The sequence below is a fragment of the Streptomyces sp. NPDC017979 genome (assembly GCF_044328175.1).
GTDB lineage: Bacteria > Actinomycetota > Actinomycetes > Streptomycetales > Streptomycetaceae > Streptomyces.
The window spans coordinates 159,374-180,741 of sequence record NZ_JBIRGU010000011.1 but is presented as its reverse complement, the minus strand read 5'-3'; the positions used below and the strand labels follow the sequence as shown (position 1 = coordinate 180,741).

Here is a 21,368-nt window from a genome sequence, read left to right as displayed (position 1 = left end):
TGTGACCGCCGGCCCTGCGTGATCGCCCGCTCCGACCGCGCACCGGCGGCCGTGACTCCCGACGGACAATGGGAAGATCGTCCCGCAGGCGCCGGGGACGTCCGACGTCCACGGGCCGCGCGGCGTCGGCAGGTCGGGCACCGGCAGGTGCAGAGGGAGAGGTTGGTGGCCCGATGGGCAGGACGACGGACGGGGAGGAGACCCCCGTCCCGCAGAAGCTGCTGGCCGCCGCCACCCGGCTCTTCGCCGAGCAGGGGTACGACCGCACCTCCGTGCAGGAGATCGTGGAGGCGGCGGGCGTCACCAAGGGCGCCCTGTACCACTACTTCGGCTCCAAGGAGGACCTGCTCCAGGAGGTCTACGGGCGGATGCTCCGCCTCCAGCAGGGGCGCCTGGACGCCTTCGCGGACGCCGACGAGCCGGTGGAGGCGCGGCTGCGGGCCGCCGCCGCGGACGTCGTCGTCACCACCATCGACAACCTCGCCGACGCGCACATCTTCTTCCGCTCCATGCACCACCTCTCGCCCGAGAAGCACCAGCAGGTGCGCGCCGAGCGCCGGCGCTACCACGAGCGCTTCCGGGCGCTGGTGGAGGAGGGCCAGCGCAGCGGGGTCTTCGCCACCGCGACCCCCGCCGACCTGGTGGTGGACTACCACTTCGGGTCCGTGCACCACCTGTCGACCTGGTACCGCCCCGCGGGTCCCCTGACGAAACAGCAGGTCGCGGACCACCTGGCGGACCTGCTGATGCGCGCGCTCCGCCCCTGACTCCGGCGCGGCGCTACGCCGTCGCCCCGGCGCCCGGCGCGGACCGGGGGAGCAGCCCCCCGAGCAGGGTCCGGGCGAGGCCGGCCGCGAACTCCGCCACCGGCTGCGGCGGCGGCATGCCCTCCGACGCGTCGTAGACGAAGGCGCGTTGGGAGCAGGCGCCGAGGAGGAGGGCGGCCGCGGCGTCCGGGTCGGCGTCCGGCCGCAGCGCGCCCCGGTCGCGCTCGGCGCGCAGATAGCCCGCGAGGGCGACGAGCGGCACGTGCGGGCCCTGGCCCAACTCCCGGACGCCCTCGAAGTGCCGCTTCCTGAGCGCCGGTTCGGCGAAGAGCGACGCCGTGATGGGCAGGCTCTGCTCGTAGAAGAGGACGGCGTGCTCCGCGATGCGGATCAGGTTCTGCTCCACGCCGAGGGTGCCGGGGTCCCGGTGGAGCTCCTCCAGCAGCGGATTGAGCCGGGGCAGCCGGTCCTTGAGCACCCGGACGTAGATCTCTTCCTTGCTCCGGTAGTGCTTGTAGAGCGCCGCTTCCGAGCAGCCGGCCGCGCGGGCGATCTCCTTGGTGGTGGTGCGGGCCAGACCGACCGAACGCAGCAGGTGCTCCGCGGCGTCGACGATCCGCTCGCGCGTGGGGCGCGTTGACTTCGGAGCGGACATTCACCCATCCTAAAGGTGAGTGAGTACTTACCCACCACCCCTGTCATCGGAGGTACGACGTGCGGTACACGGTCTTCGGGGCCACGGGCGGCACCGGCCAGCAGCTCGTGCGCCAGGCGCTGGACGCGGGCCACGAGGTCACGGCGGTCGTGCGCAACCCGGACCGGCTCCCCGAGCGGGACCACGAGCGGCTGACGGTGGCGGTCGTGGCCGACGTGACCGACGCGGCGGCGCTGCGTCCTGCGGTCGCGGGCTGCGACGCGGTGCTGTCGTCCCTCGGCGCCCCCAACAACAAGGCCGCGGGCATCGCGTCCGCGGGCGCCCGCGCGATCCTCCAGGCGCTCGACGCCGAGGGCGTACGGCGCTACGTCGCGGTGAGCGCCGCCCCCGTCGGCCCGCTGCCCGAGGGCGAGGGGCTGCTGTACCGCGCCGTGGTGTGGCCGCTGGTGGGCCGGGTGTTCAAGGACGTGTACGCGGACCTGGGCGTGATGGAGCGCGAGATCCGGGCCAGCGCCACGGACTGGACGCTGCTGCGGCCGCCCCGGCTGACGGACGGTCCGCGGACGGGTGCGTACCGCACGACGATCGGCGGCGCCGTTTCCCGCGGGCACGAGGTGAGCAGGGCGGACCTCGCCCACGCGATCCTCGCGGCCGTCGACGACCCCAAGACGGTCCAGCAGATCCTCGGCGTCGCGAACTGACCCGCCCGGCCCTGGGTTCTCGCGCAGTTCCGCGCCCGGTGCCCTGCGAGCACGGGGTTCCAGCGCCACCTGACGTGCTCGCCGTTGCCCTGCGGGTGCGTTGACCACTGCGGACCGTGGATGGTCCTCGCGCAGTTCCTCCCCCTGCGCCCTGCGGGCACGGGGGAGGAACTGCGCGACAAGCCCACCACCGGTCCGCAGAGACCAACACCCCGTGGGGAAACGGTCGGTACGTCCACGAGGTGGGCCGCGCCGGGGGCGAGGCTCTCCGGGCGCGGGCGGAGGCGCCACCAGCCCGCCCGCCCCGTCGCCTCGGCCGCTGCCTAGGCGTACCGCCGCAGCTCGCGGCGGGCCAGGGAGCGCTGGTGGACCTCGTCCGGGCCGTCCGCCAGCCGCAGGGTCCGCGCCGCCGCCCACAGCTCCGCCAGCGGGAAGTCCTGGCTCACCCCGCCCGCGCCGTGGATCTGCACGGCCCGGTCCAACACGTCGACCACCGCCCGCGGCGTCGCGATCTTGATCGCCTGGATCTCGGTGTGCGCCCCGCGGTTGCCCACGGTGTCCATCAGCCACGCCGTCTTCAGCACCAGCAGCCGCAACTGCTCGACCGTCACCCGGGCGTCGGCGATCCACTCCTGCACCACGCCCTGCGCGGCGATCGACTGCCCGAAGGCGGTGCGGGACGAAGCCCGCCGGCACATCAGCTCGATCGCCCGCTCGGCCATCCCGATCAGCCGCATGCAGTGGTGGATGCGCCCCGGTCCCAGCCGTGCCTGCGCGATGGCGAAGCCGCCGCCCTCCTCGCCGATCAGGTTCGCCACCGGCACGCGCACGTCGTCGAAGACGACCTCGGCGTGCCCGCCGTGCGCATGGTCCTCGTACCCGTACACCCGCATGGCGCGGACCACGTGCACCCCCGGGGTGTCCCTGGGCACCAGCACCATCGACTGCTGCCGGCGCACGTCGGCGGCGTCCGGGTCGGTCTTGCCCATGACGACGAACACCTTGCAGTTCGGGTTCATCGCGCCGGAGATGTACCACTTGCGGCCGTTGATGACGTACTCGTCGCCGGCCCGCTCGATGCGGGTGCGCACGTTCGTCGCGTCCGAGGACGCCACCTCCGGCTCGGTCATCGCGAACGCGGACCGGATCTCGCCCGCCAGCAGCGGCTTCAACCACTGCTCGCGCTGCGCCGGATCGCCGAACTGCGCCAGCACTTCCATGTTCCCGGTGTCCGGCGCCGCGCAGTTCAGCGCGGTCGGGGCGAGGTCAGGGCTGCGGCCGGTGATCTCCGCGAGCGGTGCGTACTGGAGGTTCGTCAGCCCCGCGCCCAGCCTGGCGCCCGACTCGCCGTCCGGCAGGAAGAGGTTCCACAGCCCCTGTCGACGGGCCTCGGCCTTCAGCTCCGCGACGACCGGCGGCGTCAGCCACGGCGAGGCGAGCGCGGCGCGCTGCTCCTCCGCGATCGGTTCGGCGGGGTGCACGTGGTCGGCCATGAAGGCGAGGAGGCGCTCCCGCAGCTCCTCGGTGCGCGCGTCGAAAGCGAAGTCCACGGCTCGTCGGCCTTCCTGGAGGGCGGTCAGTCGGTCGTCCTGAAGCTGAAGCGCGGTCAGCTGTCGTGGTCAGTCGTCCTGGAGGGCGGTCAGTCGTCCTGAAGCGCGGTCAGTCCGCGGTCGATGAAGACGGGTACGAGTCCGCCGATCCGGTCGAAGCCAGCGCCGACGGTCTGCCCGAGGGCGTGGCGGTAGTGGATGCCCTCCAGGATCACGGCGAGCTTGAACCACGCGAACGCCGTGTACCAGGAGACGCCCGAGACGTCGCGGCCCGAGCGCCGTGCGTAGCGCGCCACGATCTCGTCGACCGAAGGATGGCCCGGCGCGGCCGCGGCGGTGCTGATCGGGGCGTCCACGAGCGGCAGTTGCGCGCTGTACATCGCCAGCAGTCCGAGGTCGGTGAGCGGATCGCCGAGGGTGGACATCTCCCAGTCCAGCACCGCCCGGATCCGGTCGTCGGGCCCGACGAGGACGTTGTCGAGGCGGTAGTCGCCGTGCACCACGGCGGGTGCCGGGGAGCGCGGCAGCGCCCGACCGAGCCCGGCGTGCAGCTCGTCGACGCCCGCCAGGTCCCGGCTGCGGGAGGCGGCGAGCTGCTTGCCCCACCGCCGTAGCTGGCGGTCCAGGAAGCCGTCCGGGCTACCGAAGTCGTCGAGCCCCACGGCCGCGGGGTCGACCGAATGCAGCTCCACCAACACGTCGACGAGCTCGAAAACGGTGGCGCGGGTGCGCTCGGGGCCGAGCGCGGCGAGCTCGTCGGCGGTGCGGTACGGGATGCCCGGCACGTACTCCATCACGTAGAACGGCGCCCCGAGCACCGTCTCGTCCTCGCACAGCACCACCGGCTCCGGCACGGGCACCGCCGTGGGGTGCAGGGCGCTGATGACCCGGTGCTCGCGCTTCATGTCGTGCGCGGTGGCGAGGACGTGGCCCAGCGGCGGTCGGCGGACGACCCAGCGGCCGGCGCCGTCGGTGATCCCGTACGTGAGGTTCGACCGGCCGCCCTCGATCAGTCGGGCGCTGAGGGGGCCGCTCACCAGTCCCGGCCGCTCGCGGTCGAGGAGGCTCCGCAGCTTCTCGGGGTCGAGTCCCGGCAGGGGGACGGAGCTCATCTGGGCACCTCCGACGGGCGGAACAACAGGACCCGTCGATGATGACCGACCAGTCGGTATGTCGTCCAGTGTCGGCACGGCCAGGGCGAGTTGAGCCCGATCCGCAAGAGAGGGCCTAACGGACGACCGCGACCGCAGCCGCCGCGAGCGCCACCGCGCACCCCGCCGCTGCCAGCGCCCCGCGGTGCGACATCACCGGCGGACGCACCTGCGCCTTCAGGACCCTTATCCGCCGCTGCGCCACCCCGAGGAAGGCCAGCCACACCAGCAGCGCGAGGAAGAGGCCCAGCAGCCCCACCGGGTCGGCGCCGCCGAGCGCGGTCTGCCGGGCCGCCAGCACGGCCACCACCGTGAACGCCAGTGTCGTACGACGCCAGGCCAGCCGGGTCCGCTCCGGCTGGAGCCCCGGATCGCGCTCCGGCCCCGGCCCGCTCGCCGCGGCCGTCACCGCCCGCCCTCCCAGCCGAACACCACCACGACCACCATCACCACCGCGACCAGCGCGATCACCGTGCTGAGCAGCGCCGGCAGCCGGGACACCGGCAGGTCCTCACCGCGCCGCATGGCCCGTTCGCACCGCACCCAGTGGTTCACCGCCCGCAGCGCGCACACCACACCGGTCGCCAACAGCGCCAGCGCCAGCCCCGCCCGTACCGCCCAGTCCAGGTCCGGCAGGAACTGGTCCACCGCGAAGCCACCGGCGATCAGTGCGAGGGCGGTGCGCAGCCAGGCGAGGAAGGTCCGCTCGTTGGCGAGCGAGAAGCGGTAGTCGGGGGTGGTCCCCTCCTGCCGCACCCGTTCGGGCGCGAACCACATCCGTACGCTGCGCACCAAGTCCCTCATCTTTCGCACGATACTCGCGGGGTGATCATGCGGCTCAGTGGTGCTCGCCACCCCCCGAACCCCTTGCGCTCCCCGCCTCGCGGGTGGCGCGACGCAGCCGCGGCCAGGCCGCCAGGCTGTCCGGGGCCCACGCCCATTCGGTCAGCCGCCGCTCGACCTCCTCCTCGGGCAGGAAGGCGTACCAGTCCACCTCCTCCTGCTGCGGCTGCACCGGGAGCGCGCAGCGCACCTCGTACACCGTCGACCACCACGACTGCCCGTCGGCGCCCTCGTACCGGAAGGTGAACAGCCTGGTCGGGCGGGGCAGCCCGGAGACGCCCAACTCCTCCTCCGCCTCCCGCAGCGCCGCGTCGTCGTAGGTCTCGCCGGCGCCCACCACACCGCCGACGAACATGTCGTACATCCCGGGGTGCACCTTCTTCGTCGCCGTCCGACGGTGGACGAAGATCCGGTCGCGCTCGTCGCGCGCCAGCACGAACGTGACGCGGTGGCACAGCCCGCGGGCGTACGCCTCGCCCCGGGTCGTCTGCCCGACGACCCGGTCCGAGTCGTCGACGACGTCGATCCATTCCCGATCAGAGCTCATCTCCCCATTCCACCACCGGGGCGCGGCGCCCGACCCGTTGACTTGTTACCGGGCCGTACAGAGGATCGGGACCGACATCGGACAAGGGTGGAATCCATGGCGTACGACGCTGACGTGATCGTGATCGGTGCGGGGCTCGCGGGGCTGGTGGCCACCGCCGAACTCGTCGCCGCGGGGCGCACGGTCATCCTCATCGACCAGGAGCCCGAACGGTCCATGGGCGGTCAGGCCCACTGGTCCTTCGGGGGCCTGTTCCTGGTCGACTCGCCCGAGCAGCGCCGCATGCGCATCCGGGACAGCCGGGACCTGGCGTACCAGGACTGGCTGGGCACCGCCGGCTTCGACCGCGAGGAGGACCGCTGGCCCCGCGAGTGGGCCGCGGCGTACGTCGACTTCGCGGCGGGCGAGAAACGGGCCTGGCTGCGCCAGCGGGGGGTGCGGTTCTTCCCCGTCGTCGGCTGGGCCGAGCGCGGCGGCTACGACGCCACCGGACACGGCAACTCGGTGCCCCGCTTCCACATCACCTGGGGCACCGGACCCGGTCTGGTCGCCCCCTTCGAGCAGCGGGTGCGCGACGGCATGGCGCGCGGGCTGGTCCGGCCGGCGTTCCGGCACCGGGTGACCGGCCTCGGCACCAACGGGGGCGTCCTGGACACCGTCAGCGGCGAGGTGCTCGCGCCGTCCGACGTCGAACGCGGCGCGGCCAGCAGCCGGGAGGTCGTGGGCGCCTTCGAGTTCCGCGCCCAGGCCGTGGTCGTCGCATCGGGCGGCATCGGCGGCAACCACGAGCTGGTCCGCGCCCAGTGGCCCGGCCGCCTCGGCGCCCCGCCGCGCAAGCTCCTCTCCGGAGTGCCGGCGCACGTCGACGGACTGATGCTCGGCATCGCCGAGCGCGCCGGCGCCAGCCACGTCAACCGCGACCGGATGTGGCACTACACCGAGGGCATCGAGAACTGGAACCCGATCTGGGCCCGGCACGGCATCCGCATCCTGCCCGGGCCCTCCTCGCTCTGGCTGGACGCGCGCGGCCGGCGGCTGCCCGTCCCGCTCTTCCCCGGCTTCGACACCCTCGGCACCCTCGAACACATCGTGAAGTCGGGGTACGACCACACCTGGTTCGTGCTCGACCAGAAGATCATCGGCAAGGAGTTCGCGCTCTCCGGCTCCGAGCAGAACCCGGACCTGACGGGGAAGTCGGTGCGCGGGGTGCTCGACCGCGCCCGCACCGACGTGCCCGGGCCGGTCCGGGCCTTCATGGAACACGGCGCGGACTTCGTCGTCGAGAAGGACCTCGCCGCGCTGGTCCGCGGCATGAACGCGCTCACCGGGGAACCGCTGATCGAGGAGGCGGAGCTACGCCGGGAGATCGAGGCCAGGGACCGCGAGATCCGCAACCCCTTCACCAAGGACCTCCAGGTGACGGCGGTGCGCGGGGCCCGCAAGTACCTCGGCGACCGACTGATCCGCACGGCCGCGCCGCACCGCATCCTCGACCCGGCGGCGGGCCCGCTGATCGCGGTCCGCCTCAACATCCTCACCCGCAAGTCGCTCGGCGGCCTGGAGACCGACCTGTCGTCCCGGGTGCTGGGCGAGGACGGCACCCCGGTGAGCGGTCTGTACGCGGCGGGCGAGGCGGCCGGCTTCGGCGGCGGCGGGGTCCACGGCTACCGCTCCTTGGAGGGCACCTTCCTCGGCGGCTGCCTCTTCTCGGGCCGCGCGGCGGGGCGGGCCGCGGCGAAGGCGGTGGGCTGAGCGGGGCCGCCGGCGCCCGGCCGGATCCCGTTCGACACGCCGACGTCCCGCGGTGGGCCACCCACCGCGGGACGTCCGACGAGTCCGGCTCCCGCGCCTACAGCACCAGCGACAGCAGCAGGATGAAGACGATGCCGACGACCGAGATGATCGTCTCCATCACCGACCAGGTCTTGATCGTCTGGCCGACGTTCATGCCGAAGTACTCCTTCACCAGCCAGAACCCGGCGTCGTTGACGTGGCTGAAGAAGAGCGAGCCCGCGCCGATCGCCAACACCAGCAGCGCCGACTCGGTCGTCGACATCCCGGCGGCCAGCGGCGCCACCAGACCGGCCGCGGAGATCGTGGCCACGGTCGCCGAACCGGTGGCCAGTCGGATCGCCACCGCGATCAGCCAGGCCAGCAGCAGGGTCGGAATCGCCCAGTCCTCGGAGAAGTCCAGGATCATCTGTCCGACGCCGACGTCGATCAGGGTCTGCTTGAAGCCGCCGCCGGCGCCCACGATCATCAGCACGCCCGCGATCGGGGCGAGCGACTTCTCGACGGTGGTGGAGATCCGGTCCTTGGTGAAGCCCGCGGCGCGGCCCAGCGTGAAGAGCCCGACGAGCACCGCGGCGAGCAGCGCGATCAGCGGCGAGCCGATCACGTCGGTGACCTTCTGCACCGGGTTCGACGGGTCGTCGACGACGATCTCGACGAGGGCGTTCGAGAGCATCAGGACGACCGGCAGCAGCACCGTGAAGACGGTCGCGCCGAAGCCGGGACGCCGGTCCAGGTCCTCGGAGGGCCGGGCCGGGATCATCTTCTCCGGCGCCGGGATGTCCACCCAGCGGGCCGCGTACTTGGCGAAGACCGGACCCGCGATGATCACGGTCGGGATGGAGACCAGCACGCCGAGGCCGAGCGTGACGCCCAGGTTGGCGTCGAGCGCGTCGATCGCGACCAGCGGACCGGGGTGCGGCGGGATCAGCCCGTGCATCACCGACAGACCGGCGAGCGCCGGGATGCCTATTCGCATCAGCGAGTAGTTGCCCCGCTTGGCGACCATCAGCACCACCGGGATCAGCAGCACGATGCCGACCTCGAAGAAGAGCGGAAGGCCGATCACCGAGGCGATCAGCACCATCGCCCACGGCATCGTCGAGCCCTTGGCCCTGGCCAGGATGGTGTCGACGATCTGGTCACCGCCGCCGGAGTCGGCGAGGAGCTTGCCGAGGATCGCACCGAGCGCGATGAGCACGCCCACGCCGGCGACCGTGGAGCCGAGGCCCTTGGAGAAGGACTCGATGGCCTTGCCGAGCGGCGCGCCCGCGAAGGCCCCGAGCGCCAGCGACCCGATGGTCAGCGCCAGGAAGGCGTGCAGTTTGAACTTGGTGATGAGCAGCACGATGACGGCGATGCCGGCGAGTACGGCGATGCCGAGCTGGGCGTTGCCGGCCGAGGTGATCGGCGCCAGCGGGTCCGCTGCCAGCGTCTCGACGCTGAGACTGGTCACGGTGGTTCCTTACAGACGTACGGGGGATCTACGGGGGTGGGGACGGGGTGTGGATGCGAAGGGCGGGCGGGCCCGCGGTCAGCGCTCCAGGGACCGCAGCGCGGCGAACGCCCGCGCGGTGATCTCCTGCGGCGTGCCGGACACGTCGACGGCCACGCCCGCCTCGTCCGGCTCCAGCGGCTGGAGCGTCGCGAACTGCGAGTCCAGCAGCGCGGTCGGCATGAAGTGCCCCTTGCGCTCGGCCATCCGGCGCTCGATGAGCTCCCGGTCGCCGGCGAGGTGGAGGAAGACGGCGCCCGGCGCGGCGGCCCGCAGCCGGTCCCGGTAGGAGCGCTTCAGCGCGGAGCTGGAGACCACTCCGCCGAGCCCCGCCCGACCGTGCGCCCACTGCCCGATCGCATCGAGCCAGGGCCAGCGGTCCCCGTCGTCCAGCGGCGTCCCGGCGGACATCTTGGCGATGTTGGCCGGCGGGTGGAAGTCGTCGCCCTCGGCGTACGGGACGCCGAGGGCCGCGGCGAGCAGGGGACCGATCGTGGTCTTGCCGGTCCCTGCCACGCCCATCACCACGACGACGGGTGGGGTGCTCATCTACGTGCCTCGCTGTCTGACGTCGACCTCGGTGTCGACCTCGGTGTTGACAGTGGTGTCGCGACACTGAAACCCATTAGGTATGACTTATTCAAGAGGATGAGATCTAAACGTCATATTTATCGGGTGTGATCCTCGCCCCGTAGGCTGACCCCATGACCACAGCGGGCCAGGGCCTCCATACGCACGTGCTGGACACCCTCGGCCTGGAGATCACCGCGGGGGAGTCCCCCCGGGGAAGCGTGTTGCGCACCGACGAGATCGCCCAGCGCTTCGAGGTCTCGCGCACGGTGGTGCGCGAGGTCGTCCGCGTCCTGGAGTCGATGCGGCTGGTCGAGTCCCGGCGCCGGGTCGGCGTGACGGTGCGCCCCATCGAGGAGTGGAACGTCTACGACCCGCGGGTCATCCGCTGGCGACTGGCCGGCGCCGACCGCCCCCGCCAACTGCGCTCGCTGACCGTGCTGCGCTCCGCCGTCGAGCCGGTCGCGGCCGGACTCGCGGCCCGCAACGCCACCGCGGCGCAGTGCGCCGAACTCACCGAGTGCGCCCTCGGCATGGTCGCCACCTCGCGCGGACAGCAGTTGGACGCGTACCTGCGGCACGACGTCGCCTTCCATCGGATCGTGCTGAACGCCTCGGGCAACGAGATGTTCGCGCGGCTGGGCGACGTGGTGGCCGCGATCCTCACCGGACGCACCCAGCACCAGGTCATGTTCGACGACCCCGACCCGGCGGCCGTCACCCTGCACGTACAGGTCGCCGAGGCGGTGCGCGAGGGCGACGCGGAGCGGGCCGAGCGCGTCACCCGGGAGATCGCGGTCGGGGCCCTCGCCGAACTGGACGTCCTGGCGCCCGACGTCGTCGCCCCGCCCCGGGCCTGACGTCGTCGCCCCGCCCCGGGCCTGACGCCGTCGCCCCGCCCCGGGTCTGACGCCGTCCCCGACCGCCCGCTGCCGCCCCGCTCCGGCGCGGGTCGGTCGGGTTCGCGGTGTCGGTCGTGCCGGTGAGATCGTGATTTACTGCCACCTTGGTTTACAGGTGCGCAACCTCAGATCTACCTCAGATCTATCGCTGAGTGACCTGGAACACAGCTAAGTTCGCAGGCGTGCGTCGATGAAGTGTCGTCGGGCCGCATGCCCAGGCGTACTTGGCGCCCCCCTCCATCGGCAGTCAGGGCCCGGCGCGCGACCAGCCCCCGCACCCTCACGAAGGCGAACCCCACCCCCCATGAGTGATCGCACCATCACGTCCGCGGACGCGGACCCCGGGGCCACGGCGACCGGCTCCCCTCAGACCTCCACGCACGTGGACGCCGGAGACGCCGGTTACAGCAAGGACCTCAAGTCCCGGCACATCAACATGATCGCCATCGGTGGTGCGATCGGTACGGGACTCTTCCTCGGCGCCGGCGGCCGGCTCGCGGAAGCCGGCCCCTCCCTGGCGATCGCCTACGCCGTCTGCGGCGTCTTCGCCTTCTTCGTCGTCCGCGCCCTCGGCGAACTGGTGCTCTACCGGCCCTCGTCCGGTGCCTTCGTCTCGTACGCCCGTGAGTTCATGGGCGAGAAGGGCGCCTACACGGCCGGCTGGCTGTACTTCCTGAACTGGTCCACCACCTGTGTGGCCGACATCACGGCCGCCGCGACCTACGCCCACTTCTGGTCGATGTTCAGCGACGTCCCGCAGTGGATCCTGGCGCTGATCGCCCTCGCGGTCGTCCTCGCCGCGAACCTCATCTCGGTGAAGTACTTCGGCGAAACCGAGTTCTGGTTCGCGATCATCAAGGTCGCGGCCCTGCTGGCCTTCATGCTCGTCGGCATATTCCTGCTGGTCACCCAGCAGGACGTGGGCGGTCACCAGCCCGGCTTCGGCACCGTCGCCGACAACGACGGCATCTTCCCCGTCGGCATGCTCCCGATGCTGCTGGTGATCCAGGGCGTCGTCTTCGCCTACGCCTCCGTCGAGCTCTGCGGCGTCGCGGCCGGCGAGACCGCCAACCCGGCGAAGGTCATGCCCCGTGCCATCAACTCGATCATGTGGCGCGTCGGCATCTTCTACGTCGGCTCGGTCGTGCTGCTGGCGCTGCTCCTGCCGTACACCGCCTACTCGGGCGACGAGAGCCCCTTCGTCACCGTGATGGACAAGCTGGGCGTCCCGGGCGCCGCCGGCGTGATGAACCTGGTCGTCCTCACCGCCGCGCTCTCCAGCCTCAACGCCGGTCTGTACTCCACCGCGCGCATCCTGCGCTCCATGTCGATGGCCGGCTCCGCACCCCGCTTCACCAGCCGGATGAACAAGGGCCAGGTGCCCTACGGAGGCGTGCTGCTGACCGCCGCCTTCGGCGTCGCGGGCGTTGGCCTCAACTACGTCATGCCTGGCCAGGCGTTCGAGATCGTGCTCAACTTCGCCTCCATCGGCATCCTCGGCACCTGGAGCATGATCATGATCTGCTCCCTGCTGTTCTGGCGCCGCGCGAAGGAGGGCAAGCTCAGCCGGCCCTCGTACCAGCTGCCCTGGGCCCCGTACACCCAGATCGTCACGATCTGCTTCCTCGCCTGCGTCGTCGTGCTGATGTGGTGGGGCGGCGGCGTCGGCCGCACCACCGTGATGTTCCTGCCGCTGATCGCCGCGGCCCTGGTCGGCGGATGGTACGTGGTCCGCGGCCGGGTGCGCGCGATCGCCGCGGAGCGTGAAGGATCCTGAGCCCGCGTACGTGAGGCGGATCGAGCAGGGCCCGTGGAGACGGCGGACTCCACGGGCCCTGCTCGTCGCCCCCGCCCGGATCCGGGCAGGGATCGTCGTCGGGATCCGGGGCAGCGGTCAGTGCCCGCCGTGCCCGCCGCCGTGGTCGAACTTCAGCACCTCGGGCGGCAGCACGACGAAGGGCCGCATCATGCCCATGTCCTCGTGCTCCAGCAGATGGCAGTGGTACATGAACCGGCCGTACGCCCCGTCGAAGTGGCCCATCACCCGCACCAGCTCAGCCGACCTGACTTGGAAGACGTCCTTCCAGCCCCGCTCGTTCGGCGGCACCTCCCGGGGCCGTCCCGCATCGTGCGCCACCGGACCCCGGGTGCCGCCGAGCGCCGGGTCGAAGCCCGAGACCTCGTACGACTCCCGGGCCAGCACCTGGAAGTCCGCCAAGTGGATGTGCATCGGATGCACCGGCGCGCCCAGGTTGAGGAAGGACCACTGCTCGAACGTCCCCTCGCCGACGGTGAAGCCCAGGCCGTCGTTGAAGGTGCGGGAGATCCTGCGGTACGTCTTCAGGGCCCCATCCGAGCCCCGCACCTGGATCACGCCCGTGGCCGGGACGTGCGGATCGACGGTCGGCACCTCGACCATCTCCCACATCTCCGGGTGCCCGCCCGCGCCGACGGTCGCGGGCGGGGTGAGCACCACCAGCCGGTGCCCGTGGTGCAGGCCGTCGTGGTCGTACCGCCGGAAGGAGCCCGAGAGCACCTTCGGCAGCACGAAGCCGCCGCGCGCATCGGGCCCGGGCCGCGCCTCCGCCCCGCCCCGCAGCTCGCCGGGGCGCCCGCCGCGCTTGCCCACCCGGAACTCCATGACCTGCGGATACGGGATGTTGTCCGCCAGGTCCGCGACGCCCGGGGGCTGATTGCGCCCCTTGTTCACCAGCCGCAGCCGGCGCCCGGCCAGCTTCCGGAAGTCCACCAGCAGGTCGAACCGCTCGGCGGGCGCGACCGACAGCGGCGCCCCGGCCGTGAAGTCCACCGGCACCGGGCGGGGCAGCAGCCCGCCGTCGCTGCCGATCTGGTGCACCACGCCCGGCACCGGCTGGTCGTCCTCGTCGACCAGGACCAGGTTGTAGATGCGCGCGTTCGACGCGTTCAGCAGCCGGAAGCGGTACCAGTCGGGGGCCACCTCCTGGTGCGGCCAGATCGTGCCGTTCACCGTGGAGTACGGGCCGACGAAGGGCGTCGTCACGGCTCTGCCCGTCTCCGGGTGGCTGGGGACGACGATCACGGTCTTGTGCAGCAGCCGGCCGTTGAGCCGGCCGTCGTCGTCGGTGTCGAGGTTGCGGTCGGCGAGGACCAGCGGCACCTCGCGCTCCCCGGACGGCAGCCCGAGCGCGTCCTCCTCGTCGTCCCGCACCAGATAGGTGCCGACCAGGCCCGCGTACACGTTGAACCGGGTGATGTGCATCGCGTGGTCGTGGTACCACCAGTGGACGGCCTGGTGGTCGTTCGGATACTCGGACAGTTGGGCGTCGCCGAAGCCGACGGAATTGTCCGCCCAGCCGTCGTTCCCCCCGCCGGTCTGCGCGCCGTGCAGATGCGTCACCGACCAGGCGGGCAGCGCCGCCACGTCCCCGCTGGGCTTGACGCCCTCGCGCCCCGGCCGGTTGTGGGGGAGGGGCTGCCCCGCCGAGCGCGCCACCTCCACCGCGGTGACGGGGTACGTGCTCCCGCGCGGAATGCGGTTGGTCCAGGCGATCCGGACGCGCTGACCGCGCCGCACCTCGATCGTCGGCCCGGGGAACTCGCCCTCGTACCCCCACACCAGGGTCGGCGGCAGCTCCGAGTGCAATCGCACCCAGGCGGGGCGCAGGGCGACCTCGACCTCCTGGGTGACCTCGGTGACCTCCGGGCGCAGCACCCGCGGCACGGTCAGCGGGTCCACGAACGGCGTTAACTCCCGGCCTGCTTCCGCCGCCTCCCGCAGCTCCTCCTCCACCGCTGCCGCGACGGTCTCCATCGTCTCCGTCATGTTCCATCCCCCGTTTCCTGACTTCTCACGAAACTCGTGCTCTTGGTGAGAACTGCTCTCACAGGAGATGACTTGTGGCCCTCTGCCGGAGTTTCTGATTCCGCCAAACGTGGCGCGAAACGTTCGCTCGCCGTCCGAAGTGCACCCGATGGCCCCGGTCCGCACCTCCTGCCCACCCGGTCCGCACTCGTCCGTAGATGGTCCGTACAGTCAGTCCGTGCGGCGCGTGCGCATCACCGCGACACGCCCGCGCGACGGTCCATAGTGGTGCTGGAACCCCAGCGCGAAGAAGGGCGGATGTCGATGTCCCAGCAGGTCCTCGGTGTGATCGCACCGGGCAAGGACGAGCCGGTGCGGGTGGAGACGATCGTGGTCCCCGACCCCGGCCCGGGCGAGGCCGTGGTGAAGGTGCAGGCGTGCGGCGTCTGCCACACGGACCTGCACTACAAGCAGGGCGGCATCAACGACGACTTCCCCTTCCTGCTCGGCCACGAGGCGGCCGGCGTGGTGGAGTCGGTGGGACCCGACGTCACCGACGTGGCCCCCGGCGACTTCGTCGTCCTCAACTGGCGCGCCGTGTGCGGACACTGCCGGGCCTGTCTGCGCGGCCGCCCCTGGTACTGCTTCGACACCCACAACGCCCGCCAGAAGATGACCCTCGCCGAGAGCGGCAAGGAGCTGAGCCCCGCCCTCGGCATCGGCGCCTTCGCCGAGAAGACCCTGGTGGCCGCGGGCCAGTGCACCAAGGTCGACCCCGCCGTCGCACCGTCCGTCGCCGGCCTCCTCGGCTGCGGCGTGATGGCCGGCATCGGCGCCGCCATCAACACCGGCGGCGTCACCCGCGGCGACACCGTGGCCGTCATCGGCTGCGGCGGCGTCGGGGACGCGGCCGTCGTGGGCGCCCGCCTCGCCGGCGCGGCCCGGATCATCGCCGTCGACATCGACGACCGCAAGCTCGAAACGGCGAAGACGATGGGCGCCACCCACACCGTCAACTCCCGCTCCACCGACCCCGTCGAGGCGATCCGCGAGCTGACCGGCGGCTTCGGCGCGGACGTCGTCATCGAGGCGGTCGGCCGCCCCGAGACGTACCGCCAGGCGTTCTACGCCCGCGACCTCGCCGGCACCGTGGTCCTCGTCGGCGTCCCCACCCCCGAGATGAAGCTGGAGCTGCCGCTGCTCGACGTCTTCGGCCGCGGCGGCGCCCTGAAGTCGTCCTGGTACGGCGACTGCCTGCCCTCCCGGGACTTCCCGATGCTCATCGACCTGCACCAGCAGGGCCGCATCGACCTCGGGGCGTTCGTCACCGAGACCATCGGCCTCGGCGACGTCGAGCAGGCGTTCGCCCGGATGCACGAGGGCGACGTGCTGCGTTCGGTCGTGGTCCTGTGAGCGCGCGCATCGACCACCTGGTCACCTCCGGCACCTTCTCCCTCGACGGCGGCACCTGGGACGTCGACAACAACGTCTGGATCGTCGGCGACGACGAGGAGGCGATCGTCATCGACGCCGCCCACGACGCCGCCGCCATCGAGACGGCGCTCGCCGGGCGCACCCTGCGGGCGATCGTGTGCACCCACGCCCACGACGACCACATCGACGCGGCCCCCGCGCTCGCCGCCGCCACCGGCGCGCCGATCCTGCTGCACCCCGACGACCTGCCGCTGTGGAAGCTGACCCACCCCGACCGCGCGCCCGACGGCGAACTCGCCGACGGTCAGCGGATCGCCGTCGCCGGCACGGAACTGACCGTGCTGCACACCCCGGGGCACGCCCCGGGCGCGGTCTGCCTGTACGCGCCCGACCTGGGCACCGTCTTCACCGGCGACACCCTCTTCGCCGGCGGACCGGGCGCCACCGGCCGCTCCTTCAGCCACTTCCCGACGATCGTCGAATCGATCCGCGGCAAGCTGCTGACCCTCCCGCCGACCACCGAGGTACGCACCGGCCACGGCGACGGCACCACCGTCGCCGCCGAGGCGCCCCACCTCGACGAGTGGATTCAGCGCGGCCACTGAGCCAGCCGCAGCCGACTCTCGAAGCGCAACGGTTCACCGCTCACCGGATCGGTGAACGCCAACGTGCGCGCGAGCAGTTGGAGGGGCCGGGCGTAGTCGTCCGGCGCCGGCTCCTGGACGACCGGATACAGCGGGTCGTCCAGGAGCGGCACCCCCAGCGCGTTCATGTGCACCCGCAGCTGGTGCGTCCGCCCGGTCACCGGCGCCAACCGGTACCGCCCGAGCCCGCCCCGCCGCTCCACCAGCGCGATCCGACTCTCGCTGTTCGCCTCCCCGGCCACCTCCCGGGCCGCGAGCACCCCGCGCTCCTTCACGATCCGGCTGCGCACCGTCCGCGGCAGCTCGACCCCCGGGTCGTACGCCGCCACCCCCTCGTACTCCTTCTCCACCCTCCGGTCCCGGAACAGCGTCTGGTACGCCCCCCGGTCCCGGGCGTGCACCACGCACAGCACGAGCCCCGCCGTCAGCCGGTCCAACCGGTGCGCCGGCTGCAGCTCCGGCAGCCCCAACTCCCGCCGCAACCGCGCCTGCACCGTCTCCCGCACGTGCCGCCCGCGCGGCGTGGTGGCCAGGAAGTGCGGCTTGTCCACGACCACGATCCGCTCGTCCCGCCACACCACCCCCACCTCAAACGGCACCCGTTCCTCGTCCGCGAACCCCCGGTGAAACCACAGATACCGCCCCGCCTCATAGGCATCACCCCCGTCCACGCCCCCCTCAACCCCCACCACGCCCCCCTCGGCGAACAACGCCGCAGCCCGCTCCTCCCCGTACCGCGCCCCCAGGTACTCCCCGACCGTCCCCCACACCCCATCCGGGTCCTCGGGCAACCGCAACCGCACGGGATCGACCCCGTCGCGCGGGGGCAGGGGGGCGGCAGGTGGGCTCTTTCTCCGTCTCACCCCGGCGACATTACCGAGCGGGCTCTTGTTTGGAGGGGGCCGGGCTCGTGAGGGCGCCGGGGCGATGGTCACCACGAGAGACATCCGGGCTACGACGTCCTACGGGGTTGCACGTTTCCTCTTGGGGTTGGAAACGGAGCACCCCTTCCGCTCGACGTCCGAACAGCGCGAGGCTGTTCATGTCCAGGGGATGCCGCTCATCGAGAGCAGCCCCGTGACGGCGTGACGCACGGAGAGCCACGTGCCCGTCGTCCGTGAGCACAAGGAGATGCATCATTCGTGCATACACATCACCAATCGAACGTCGATTTATTCGTAATTGCCAGAAAAGTCGATCGCCGTGGTCGGCTGATTCTTCGGTGGGCCGCTGGGCCGACGGGCACCATGACCGAATGGAACAGCGTGCCCCCCGCTTTGGCGATGAACTGCGCCGACTCCGCGTGGCCGCCGGCCTGACGCTCTCCGAACTCGCCCGCCGTATCCACTACAGCAAGGGATACCTCAGCAAAGTGGAGACGGGTGTGGCGGCCGGCAGCGTGTCCTTCGCCCGCGCTTGTGACCGGGAGTTGAAGGCGGACGGGGACCTGGCGGCCCTCCTGAAAACGGAGCGCCGGACGGCGAAGGCGCGACGGGGTGATCAGGACGGGCGGATCGTCGGGCTTCCCACCGTGACACCGCTGTTCACCGGACGGCGGCGGGAACTGGAGCGTATCTCGGCCTTCCTGCACGGAGACGGTCCTCGAACGGTCTGCGCATTGAGCGGCTTGGCAGGAGCTGGGAAGACGGCGCTCGCCGTGCGGGCGTCCCGGGACGCCGTGAATGCCTTCCCGGACGGCTGCTTCTTCCTCGACCTCGGACGCCCACCGGGAGGCGGCGTGGTGGACTTGGCCGAGGGTGCGGGCGAAGCGGTCGTCTACGAAGCGCTTGCCACCCTGCTCAGGCTGTTGAAGGTCCCGGCCGAGCGCATCCCCTCGACGCTCGATGCCCGTCTCAACCTCTACCGGACAAGGGTCCAGGGCGCGAGGCTCCTGCTGGTCCTGGACAACGTTGACACCACGAACCAAGTTGCCGTGCTGTTCCCACCCGAACCGAGGTGTCGTGTGATGATCACTAGCCGCAACCGGATGAACGCCTTGGACGACGCGGTCCGCGTGCCGGTCGGAAGGCTGTCCGTCGATGACGCCGTGGGTCTCTTCCAATCCGTTGCCGGACCGTCCGCGCAGGACGCGAACGACTTCGTGGTCCGTCGCGTCGTCACCCGCTGCGAACTGCTGCCACTCGCGATTCGCATCGCAGCAGCCCGCTTCAGGGGGACGGGGGCGTGGACCCTGGCAGAGTTCGACTCCCGGTTGGCCGACGAGACCTCCCGGCTCACGGTTCTGGACGACGGCGAACGCAGCGTGGCCGCAGCGTTCAGCCTCTCTTGCCGCGGCCTCACGGAGACCCAGCGCCGGGTGTTCGGCCTGCTGGCCCTGCACCCGGGCCGCCCCATCGAGCCGTGGAGCATCGCGGCTCTGGCGGGCCTCGACATGCCGGGGGCTCGGAGCGTCATCGACCGTCTAGAGGACGCCCACCTCGTCGCAGCCGAGAGTACGGGGCACGTACGAATCCACGACCTGGTGCGGGAGTTCGCCAGGGTGCACGTGCTGGCGGAAGTGGCGGGCGGCGATCAGTCCGCCGCCGTTGGGCGTCTCCTCGACCACAGCCTGCTACTCGCGGAGGCGACGGACGAGTTCCTGGCGCCGCAGCGCTACCGTGTCCCGCTGACTCTGCTCTCCTCGCCTTCGACGGTGGAGCCGTTCCCTGACTACCAGTCTGCGCACTCCTGGATCGACCGAGAATGGCCCACCTTGGTGCAGTTGTGCCACCTGGCTGCGGACCGGGGACTGTACCGGCAGTGCTGGCAGCTCGCCTTCCTCCTGAGGGAGTTCTTCTTCGTGGCCAAGCTGTGGGACCCGTGGATTGACACTCACCAGCGGGCCGTCGAGGCGGCGGGGGAGTCAGGGGACCGGCTGGGACTGGCGCTCACGCTCAACAACCTGGGCATTGCCCACGCGGACCGCGGTGACCTGCGCAGTGCCGTGGAGAATTGCAGGCAGGCCCTGGAACTCTTTCGGGAGCTCTCCGACTCGCACGGCGTCACGAACGCCACCTCCAACTTGGCCTGGGCCGCCCTCTACCTGGGGGACCACCAAGGGGCCCTGCGGGATCTGACGTACGTGCACGACGCCTACCGCGAAGCCGGCAACGTCCGCAACGCTGCCATCACCCTGCGGGGGATCGCCTTGGCCGAGACTGAACTCCGCCGGTACGCGGATGCGGTCCGCCACGCGGAACGGGCGTGCAAGGAGTTCGTCCGCCTGGATCTCAAGCTGGACGTCGTCATGTCGATGAACTGTGTTGCTTGGGCTCGCTTGTGCTCCGGGGATCACACGGGCGCCCTCGCCTGGTACGAACGCGCCGCCGTGCTTGCGGAGGGCTGCGGCAGCCGGTACGAGAACGCGCGTGCGGTCACCGGCATCGGCAACGTCCATGCCGTCTGCGGGCGTCACCCCGAAGCCGCTCGCCACTGGGCGAGGGCAGATGAACAGTACGACCGGTTCGAGCCTCGCATGGTGGGCGAGGCGCGCTACCGAGCCTCGTGCTCGATCCCCGATGATCCTGAAGGGAACGCATGAACATCAGCGTGGCGGACCTCCTCCGGGAGTTGAAGTGCCTCCGCAAGGGCTTCGGAGTGGAGGATGCCCTGGCCTCGGCACGGATCGGAGGTGCCCTTCGCCATGTCGCCGGGGTCCACGAGGGCGAGGACCCGGTCGTACAGCGCGGCAAGGTCAAGCGGCGCCTGGCCGAGCTGACCGGTGTCCTCCCCGATGACTTGGCGCAGCTCAGTCGGCTCGCCCTCGCCCTGGAAGGCGCGGAGAGTGGGCGCTTTGGCACGCGGCTCACCCGCGCCGCCGCCGTACTCGACCGAGACCCGCGCACCGCCCGACGTTACGTCGACGTTGCCCTGGAGCGACTCGCCGAGGAAGCCCTAGCTGCGGCAGGGCCAGGCGATTGCACGGGCACGGAGTCGGCGGACGACGGTGAGTCGCCTTGGACCACCACGTCTCTGAGAGTGCTGCTCCTGCTCGATCGGGACGTTCCCGAGGTGATCGAGGAAAGACACGTGGTCAGTGGGGTGACGGCGCTCGGGGAAATGTCCCTGTCGCACTCCTATCCCCAAGGCGATCCAGGAACCGTGCATACTACGTCGCCCATGCCCCCAGCGCTCAAGCCGGAGGTGATCCGGGGCGGCAGCGTGCAGAGGCCGTACGAACGACTGTCAGCAACCCGGGTCGGCACCTCCGTCCGGCTGCCCCGACCGCTTCGGCAGGGCGAAGGGCACCGGGTGACCTTCCGCTTCTATCCGGGGCCGCAGATGGGCCCCTTCTACGTATGCACGCCCCAGCATGCCTGCGACGCGTTCATACTGACGGTACGGTTCGGTCCGACCAGGGTCCCCGCCCACGTTCGGGTCCTAGCCGACGAACTCCCTCTGGAAGTAGCGGACCCCACGCTCCGACGGCCTCGCGCTCAACCCGACGCGTCAGGATCCGTACGAGTCAGCTTCTCCCGTCTGCGTCGGGACCGTTCCTATGGGCTGACGTGGACGTGATCGGGAGGCGAGGGCG

19 protein-coding genes are annotated in these 21,368 nt (G+C 71.4%); 9 read left to right on the top strand and 10 right to left on the bottom strand.

The genetic code is table 11. The features are described 5' to 3' along the window. Positions 1 to 173: 173 nt before the first annotated feature. Positions 174 to 767 carry a TetR/AcrR family transcriptional regulator gene (locus ACH4E8_RS26100; protein ID WP_398452322.1) on the top strand — a complete coding sequence of 198 codons (594 nt, stop codon included), beginning with the start codon at positions 174 to 176 and terminating at the stop codon, positions 765 to 767. A 13-nt stretch (positions 768 to 780) separates the two neighbouring features. On the opposite strand, the gene ACH4E8_RS26095 is transcribed toward ACH4E8_RS26100, so the two are convergent. After that, on the bottom strand, positions 781 to 1,422 hold the full coding sequence (locus tag ACH4E8_RS26095) for a TetR/AcrR family transcriptional regulator (protein WP_398452320.1): 642 nt from the start codon (positions 1,420 to 1,422) through the stop codon (positions 781 to 783). A gap of 59 nt (positions 1,423 to 1,481) precedes the next feature. Between ACH4E8_RS26095 and ACH4E8_RS26090 the strand changes: the two genes are divergently transcribed. Further along, complete coding sequence (locus tag ACH4E8_RS26090; RefSeq protein WP_398452317.1) at positions 1,482 to 2,123, top strand: NAD(P)-dependent oxidoreductase; 642 nt, start codon at positions 1,482 to 1,484, stop codon at positions 2,121 to 2,123. A 323-nt stretch (positions 2,124 to 2,446) separates the two neighbouring features. Here the strand turns inward: ACH4E8_RS26090 and ACH4E8_RS26085 are convergent, their stop codons facing one another. The 5 genes from ACH4E8_RS26085 to ACH4E8_RS26065 form a co-directional block, all read right to left on the bottom strand. Then, entirely contained in the window at positions 2,447 to 3,673 is a 1,227-nt protein-coding gene (locus tag ACH4E8_RS26085) for an acyl-CoA dehydrogenase family protein (protein ID WP_398452314.1), read from the bottom strand. 89 nt (positions 3,674 to 3,762) lie between these two features. Then, a complete protein-coding gene (locus tag ACH4E8_RS26080) occupies positions 3,763 to 4,785 on the bottom strand; it encodes a phosphotransferase family protein (RefSeq protein ID WP_398452311.1) in 1,023 nt (340 codons plus the stop codon). 115 nt (positions 4,786 to 4,900) lie between these two features. Next, on the bottom strand, positions 4,901 to 5,233 hold the full coding sequence (locus ACH4E8_RS26075; RefSeq protein ID WP_398452308.1) for a DUF202 domain-containing protein: 333 nt from the start codon (positions 5,231 to 5,233) through the stop codon (positions 4,901 to 4,903). Then, on the bottom strand, positions 5,230 to 5,628 hold the full coding sequence (locus tag ACH4E8_RS26070) for a YidH family protein (protein WP_398452305.1): 399 nt from the start codon (positions 5,626 to 5,628) through the stop codon (positions 5,230 to 5,232). Before ACH4E8_RS26070 ends, ACH4E8_RS26075 begins: the two co-directional genes overlap by 4 nt. 34 nt (positions 5,629 to 5,662) lie before the next feature. Further along, positions 5,663 to 6,214 carry an NUDIX domain-containing protein gene (locus ACH4E8_RS26065; protein ID WP_398452302.1) on the bottom strand — a complete coding sequence of 184 codons (552 nt, stop codon included), beginning with the start codon at positions 6,212 to 6,214 and terminating at the stop codon, positions 5,663 to 5,665. 96 nt (positions 6,215 to 6,310) lie between these two features. Between ACH4E8_RS26065 and ACH4E8_RS26060 the strand changes: the two genes are divergently transcribed. Then, on the top strand, positions 6,311 to 7,966 hold the full coding sequence (locus ACH4E8_RS26060) for an FAD-binding dehydrogenase (protein ID WP_398452300.1): 1,656 nt from the start codon (positions 6,311 to 6,313) through the stop codon (positions 7,964 to 7,966). A 97-nt stretch (positions 7,967 to 8,063) separates the two neighbouring features. On the opposite strand, the gene ACH4E8_RS26055 is transcribed toward ACH4E8_RS26060, so the two are convergent. Next, the gene (locus tag ACH4E8_RS26055; protein WP_398452297.1) at positions 8,064 to 9,461 is read right to left on the bottom strand and encodes a gluconate:H+ symporter; all 1,398 of its coding nucleotides are present in this window, start codon (positions 9,459 to 9,461) and stop codon (positions 8,064 to 8,066) included. A gap of 78 nt (positions 9,462 to 9,539) precedes the next feature. Then, the gene (locus ACH4E8_RS26050; protein ID WP_398452294.1) at positions 9,540 to 10,049 is read right to left on the bottom strand and encodes a gluconokinase; all 510 of its coding nucleotides are present in this window, start codon (positions 10,047 to 10,049) and stop codon (positions 9,540 to 9,542) included. 155 nt (positions 10,050 to 10,204) lie between these two features. Here ACH4E8_RS26050 and ACH4E8_RS26045 point away from each other — a divergent pair, with 155 nt between their 5' ends. Beyond that, positions 10,205 to 10,930, top strand: coding sequence for a FadR/GntR family transcriptional regulator (locus ACH4E8_RS26045; protein ID WP_398452291.1), 726 nt, complete (start codon positions 10,205 to 10,207; stop codon positions 10,928 to 10,930). A gap of 346 nt (positions 10,931 to 11,276) precedes the next feature. After that, complete coding sequence (locus ACH4E8_RS26040; protein WP_398452289.1) at positions 11,277 to 12,749, top strand: amino acid permease; 1,473 nt, start codon at positions 11,277 to 11,279, stop codon at positions 12,747 to 12,749. 117 nt (positions 12,750 to 12,866) lie between these two features. Here the strand turns inward: ACH4E8_RS26040 and phsA are convergent, their stop codons facing one another. Continuing rightward, on the bottom strand, positions 12,867 to 14,777 hold the full coding sequence (gene phsA / locus ACH4E8_RS26035) for an O-aminophenol oxidase PhsA (protein ID WP_398452287.1): 1,911 nt from the start codon (positions 14,775 to 14,777) through the stop codon (positions 12,867 to 12,869). A gap of 303 nt (positions 14,778 to 15,080) precedes the next feature. Here phsA and ACH4E8_RS26030 point away from each other — a divergent pair, with 303 nt between their 5' ends. Beyond that, the gene (locus ACH4E8_RS26030; RefSeq protein WP_398452560.1) at positions 15,081 to 16,169 is read left to right on the top strand and encodes an S-(hydroxymethyl)mycothiol dehydrogenase; all 1,089 of its coding nucleotides are present in this window, start codon (positions 15,081 to 15,083) and stop codon (positions 16,167 to 16,169) included. Further along, positions 16,166 to 16,795, top strand: coding sequence for an MBL fold metallo-hydrolase (locus tag ACH4E8_RS26025; RefSeq protein WP_398452285.1), 630 nt, complete (start codon positions 16,166 to 16,168; stop codon positions 16,793 to 16,795). Before ACH4E8_RS26030 ends, ACH4E8_RS26025 begins: the two co-directional genes overlap by 4 nt. Here ACH4E8_RS26025 and ACH4E8_RS26020 read toward each other — a convergent pair. Further along, positions 16,780 to 17,697, bottom strand: a complete 918-nt coding sequence (locus tag ACH4E8_RS26020) for a pseudouridine synthase (protein WP_398452282.1) — start codon at positions 17,695 to 17,697, stop codon at positions 16,780 to 16,782. The genes ACH4E8_RS26025 and ACH4E8_RS26020 overlap by 16 nt on opposite strands. A 392-nt stretch (positions 17,698 to 18,089) precedes the next feature. Here ACH4E8_RS26020 and ACH4E8_RS26015 point away from each other — a divergent pair, with 392 nt between their 5' ends. Both ACH4E8_RS26015 and ACH4E8_RS26010 read left to right on the top strand, forming a co-directional pair. After that, positions 18,090 to 20,375: a tetratricopeptide repeat protein gene (locus ACH4E8_RS26015; RefSeq protein WP_398452279.1), complete on the top strand. Its 2,286-nt coding sequence runs from the start codon at positions 18,090 to 18,092 to the stop codon at positions 20,373 to 20,375. Continuing rightward, on the top strand, positions 20,372 to 21,352 hold the full coding sequence (locus tag ACH4E8_RS26010) for a hypothetical protein (protein ID WP_398452276.1): 981 nt from the start codon (positions 20,372 to 20,374) through the stop codon (positions 21,350 to 21,352). Before ACH4E8_RS26015 ends, ACH4E8_RS26010 begins: the two co-directional genes overlap by 4 nt. Positions 21,353 to 21,368 lie beyond the last annotated feature (16 nt).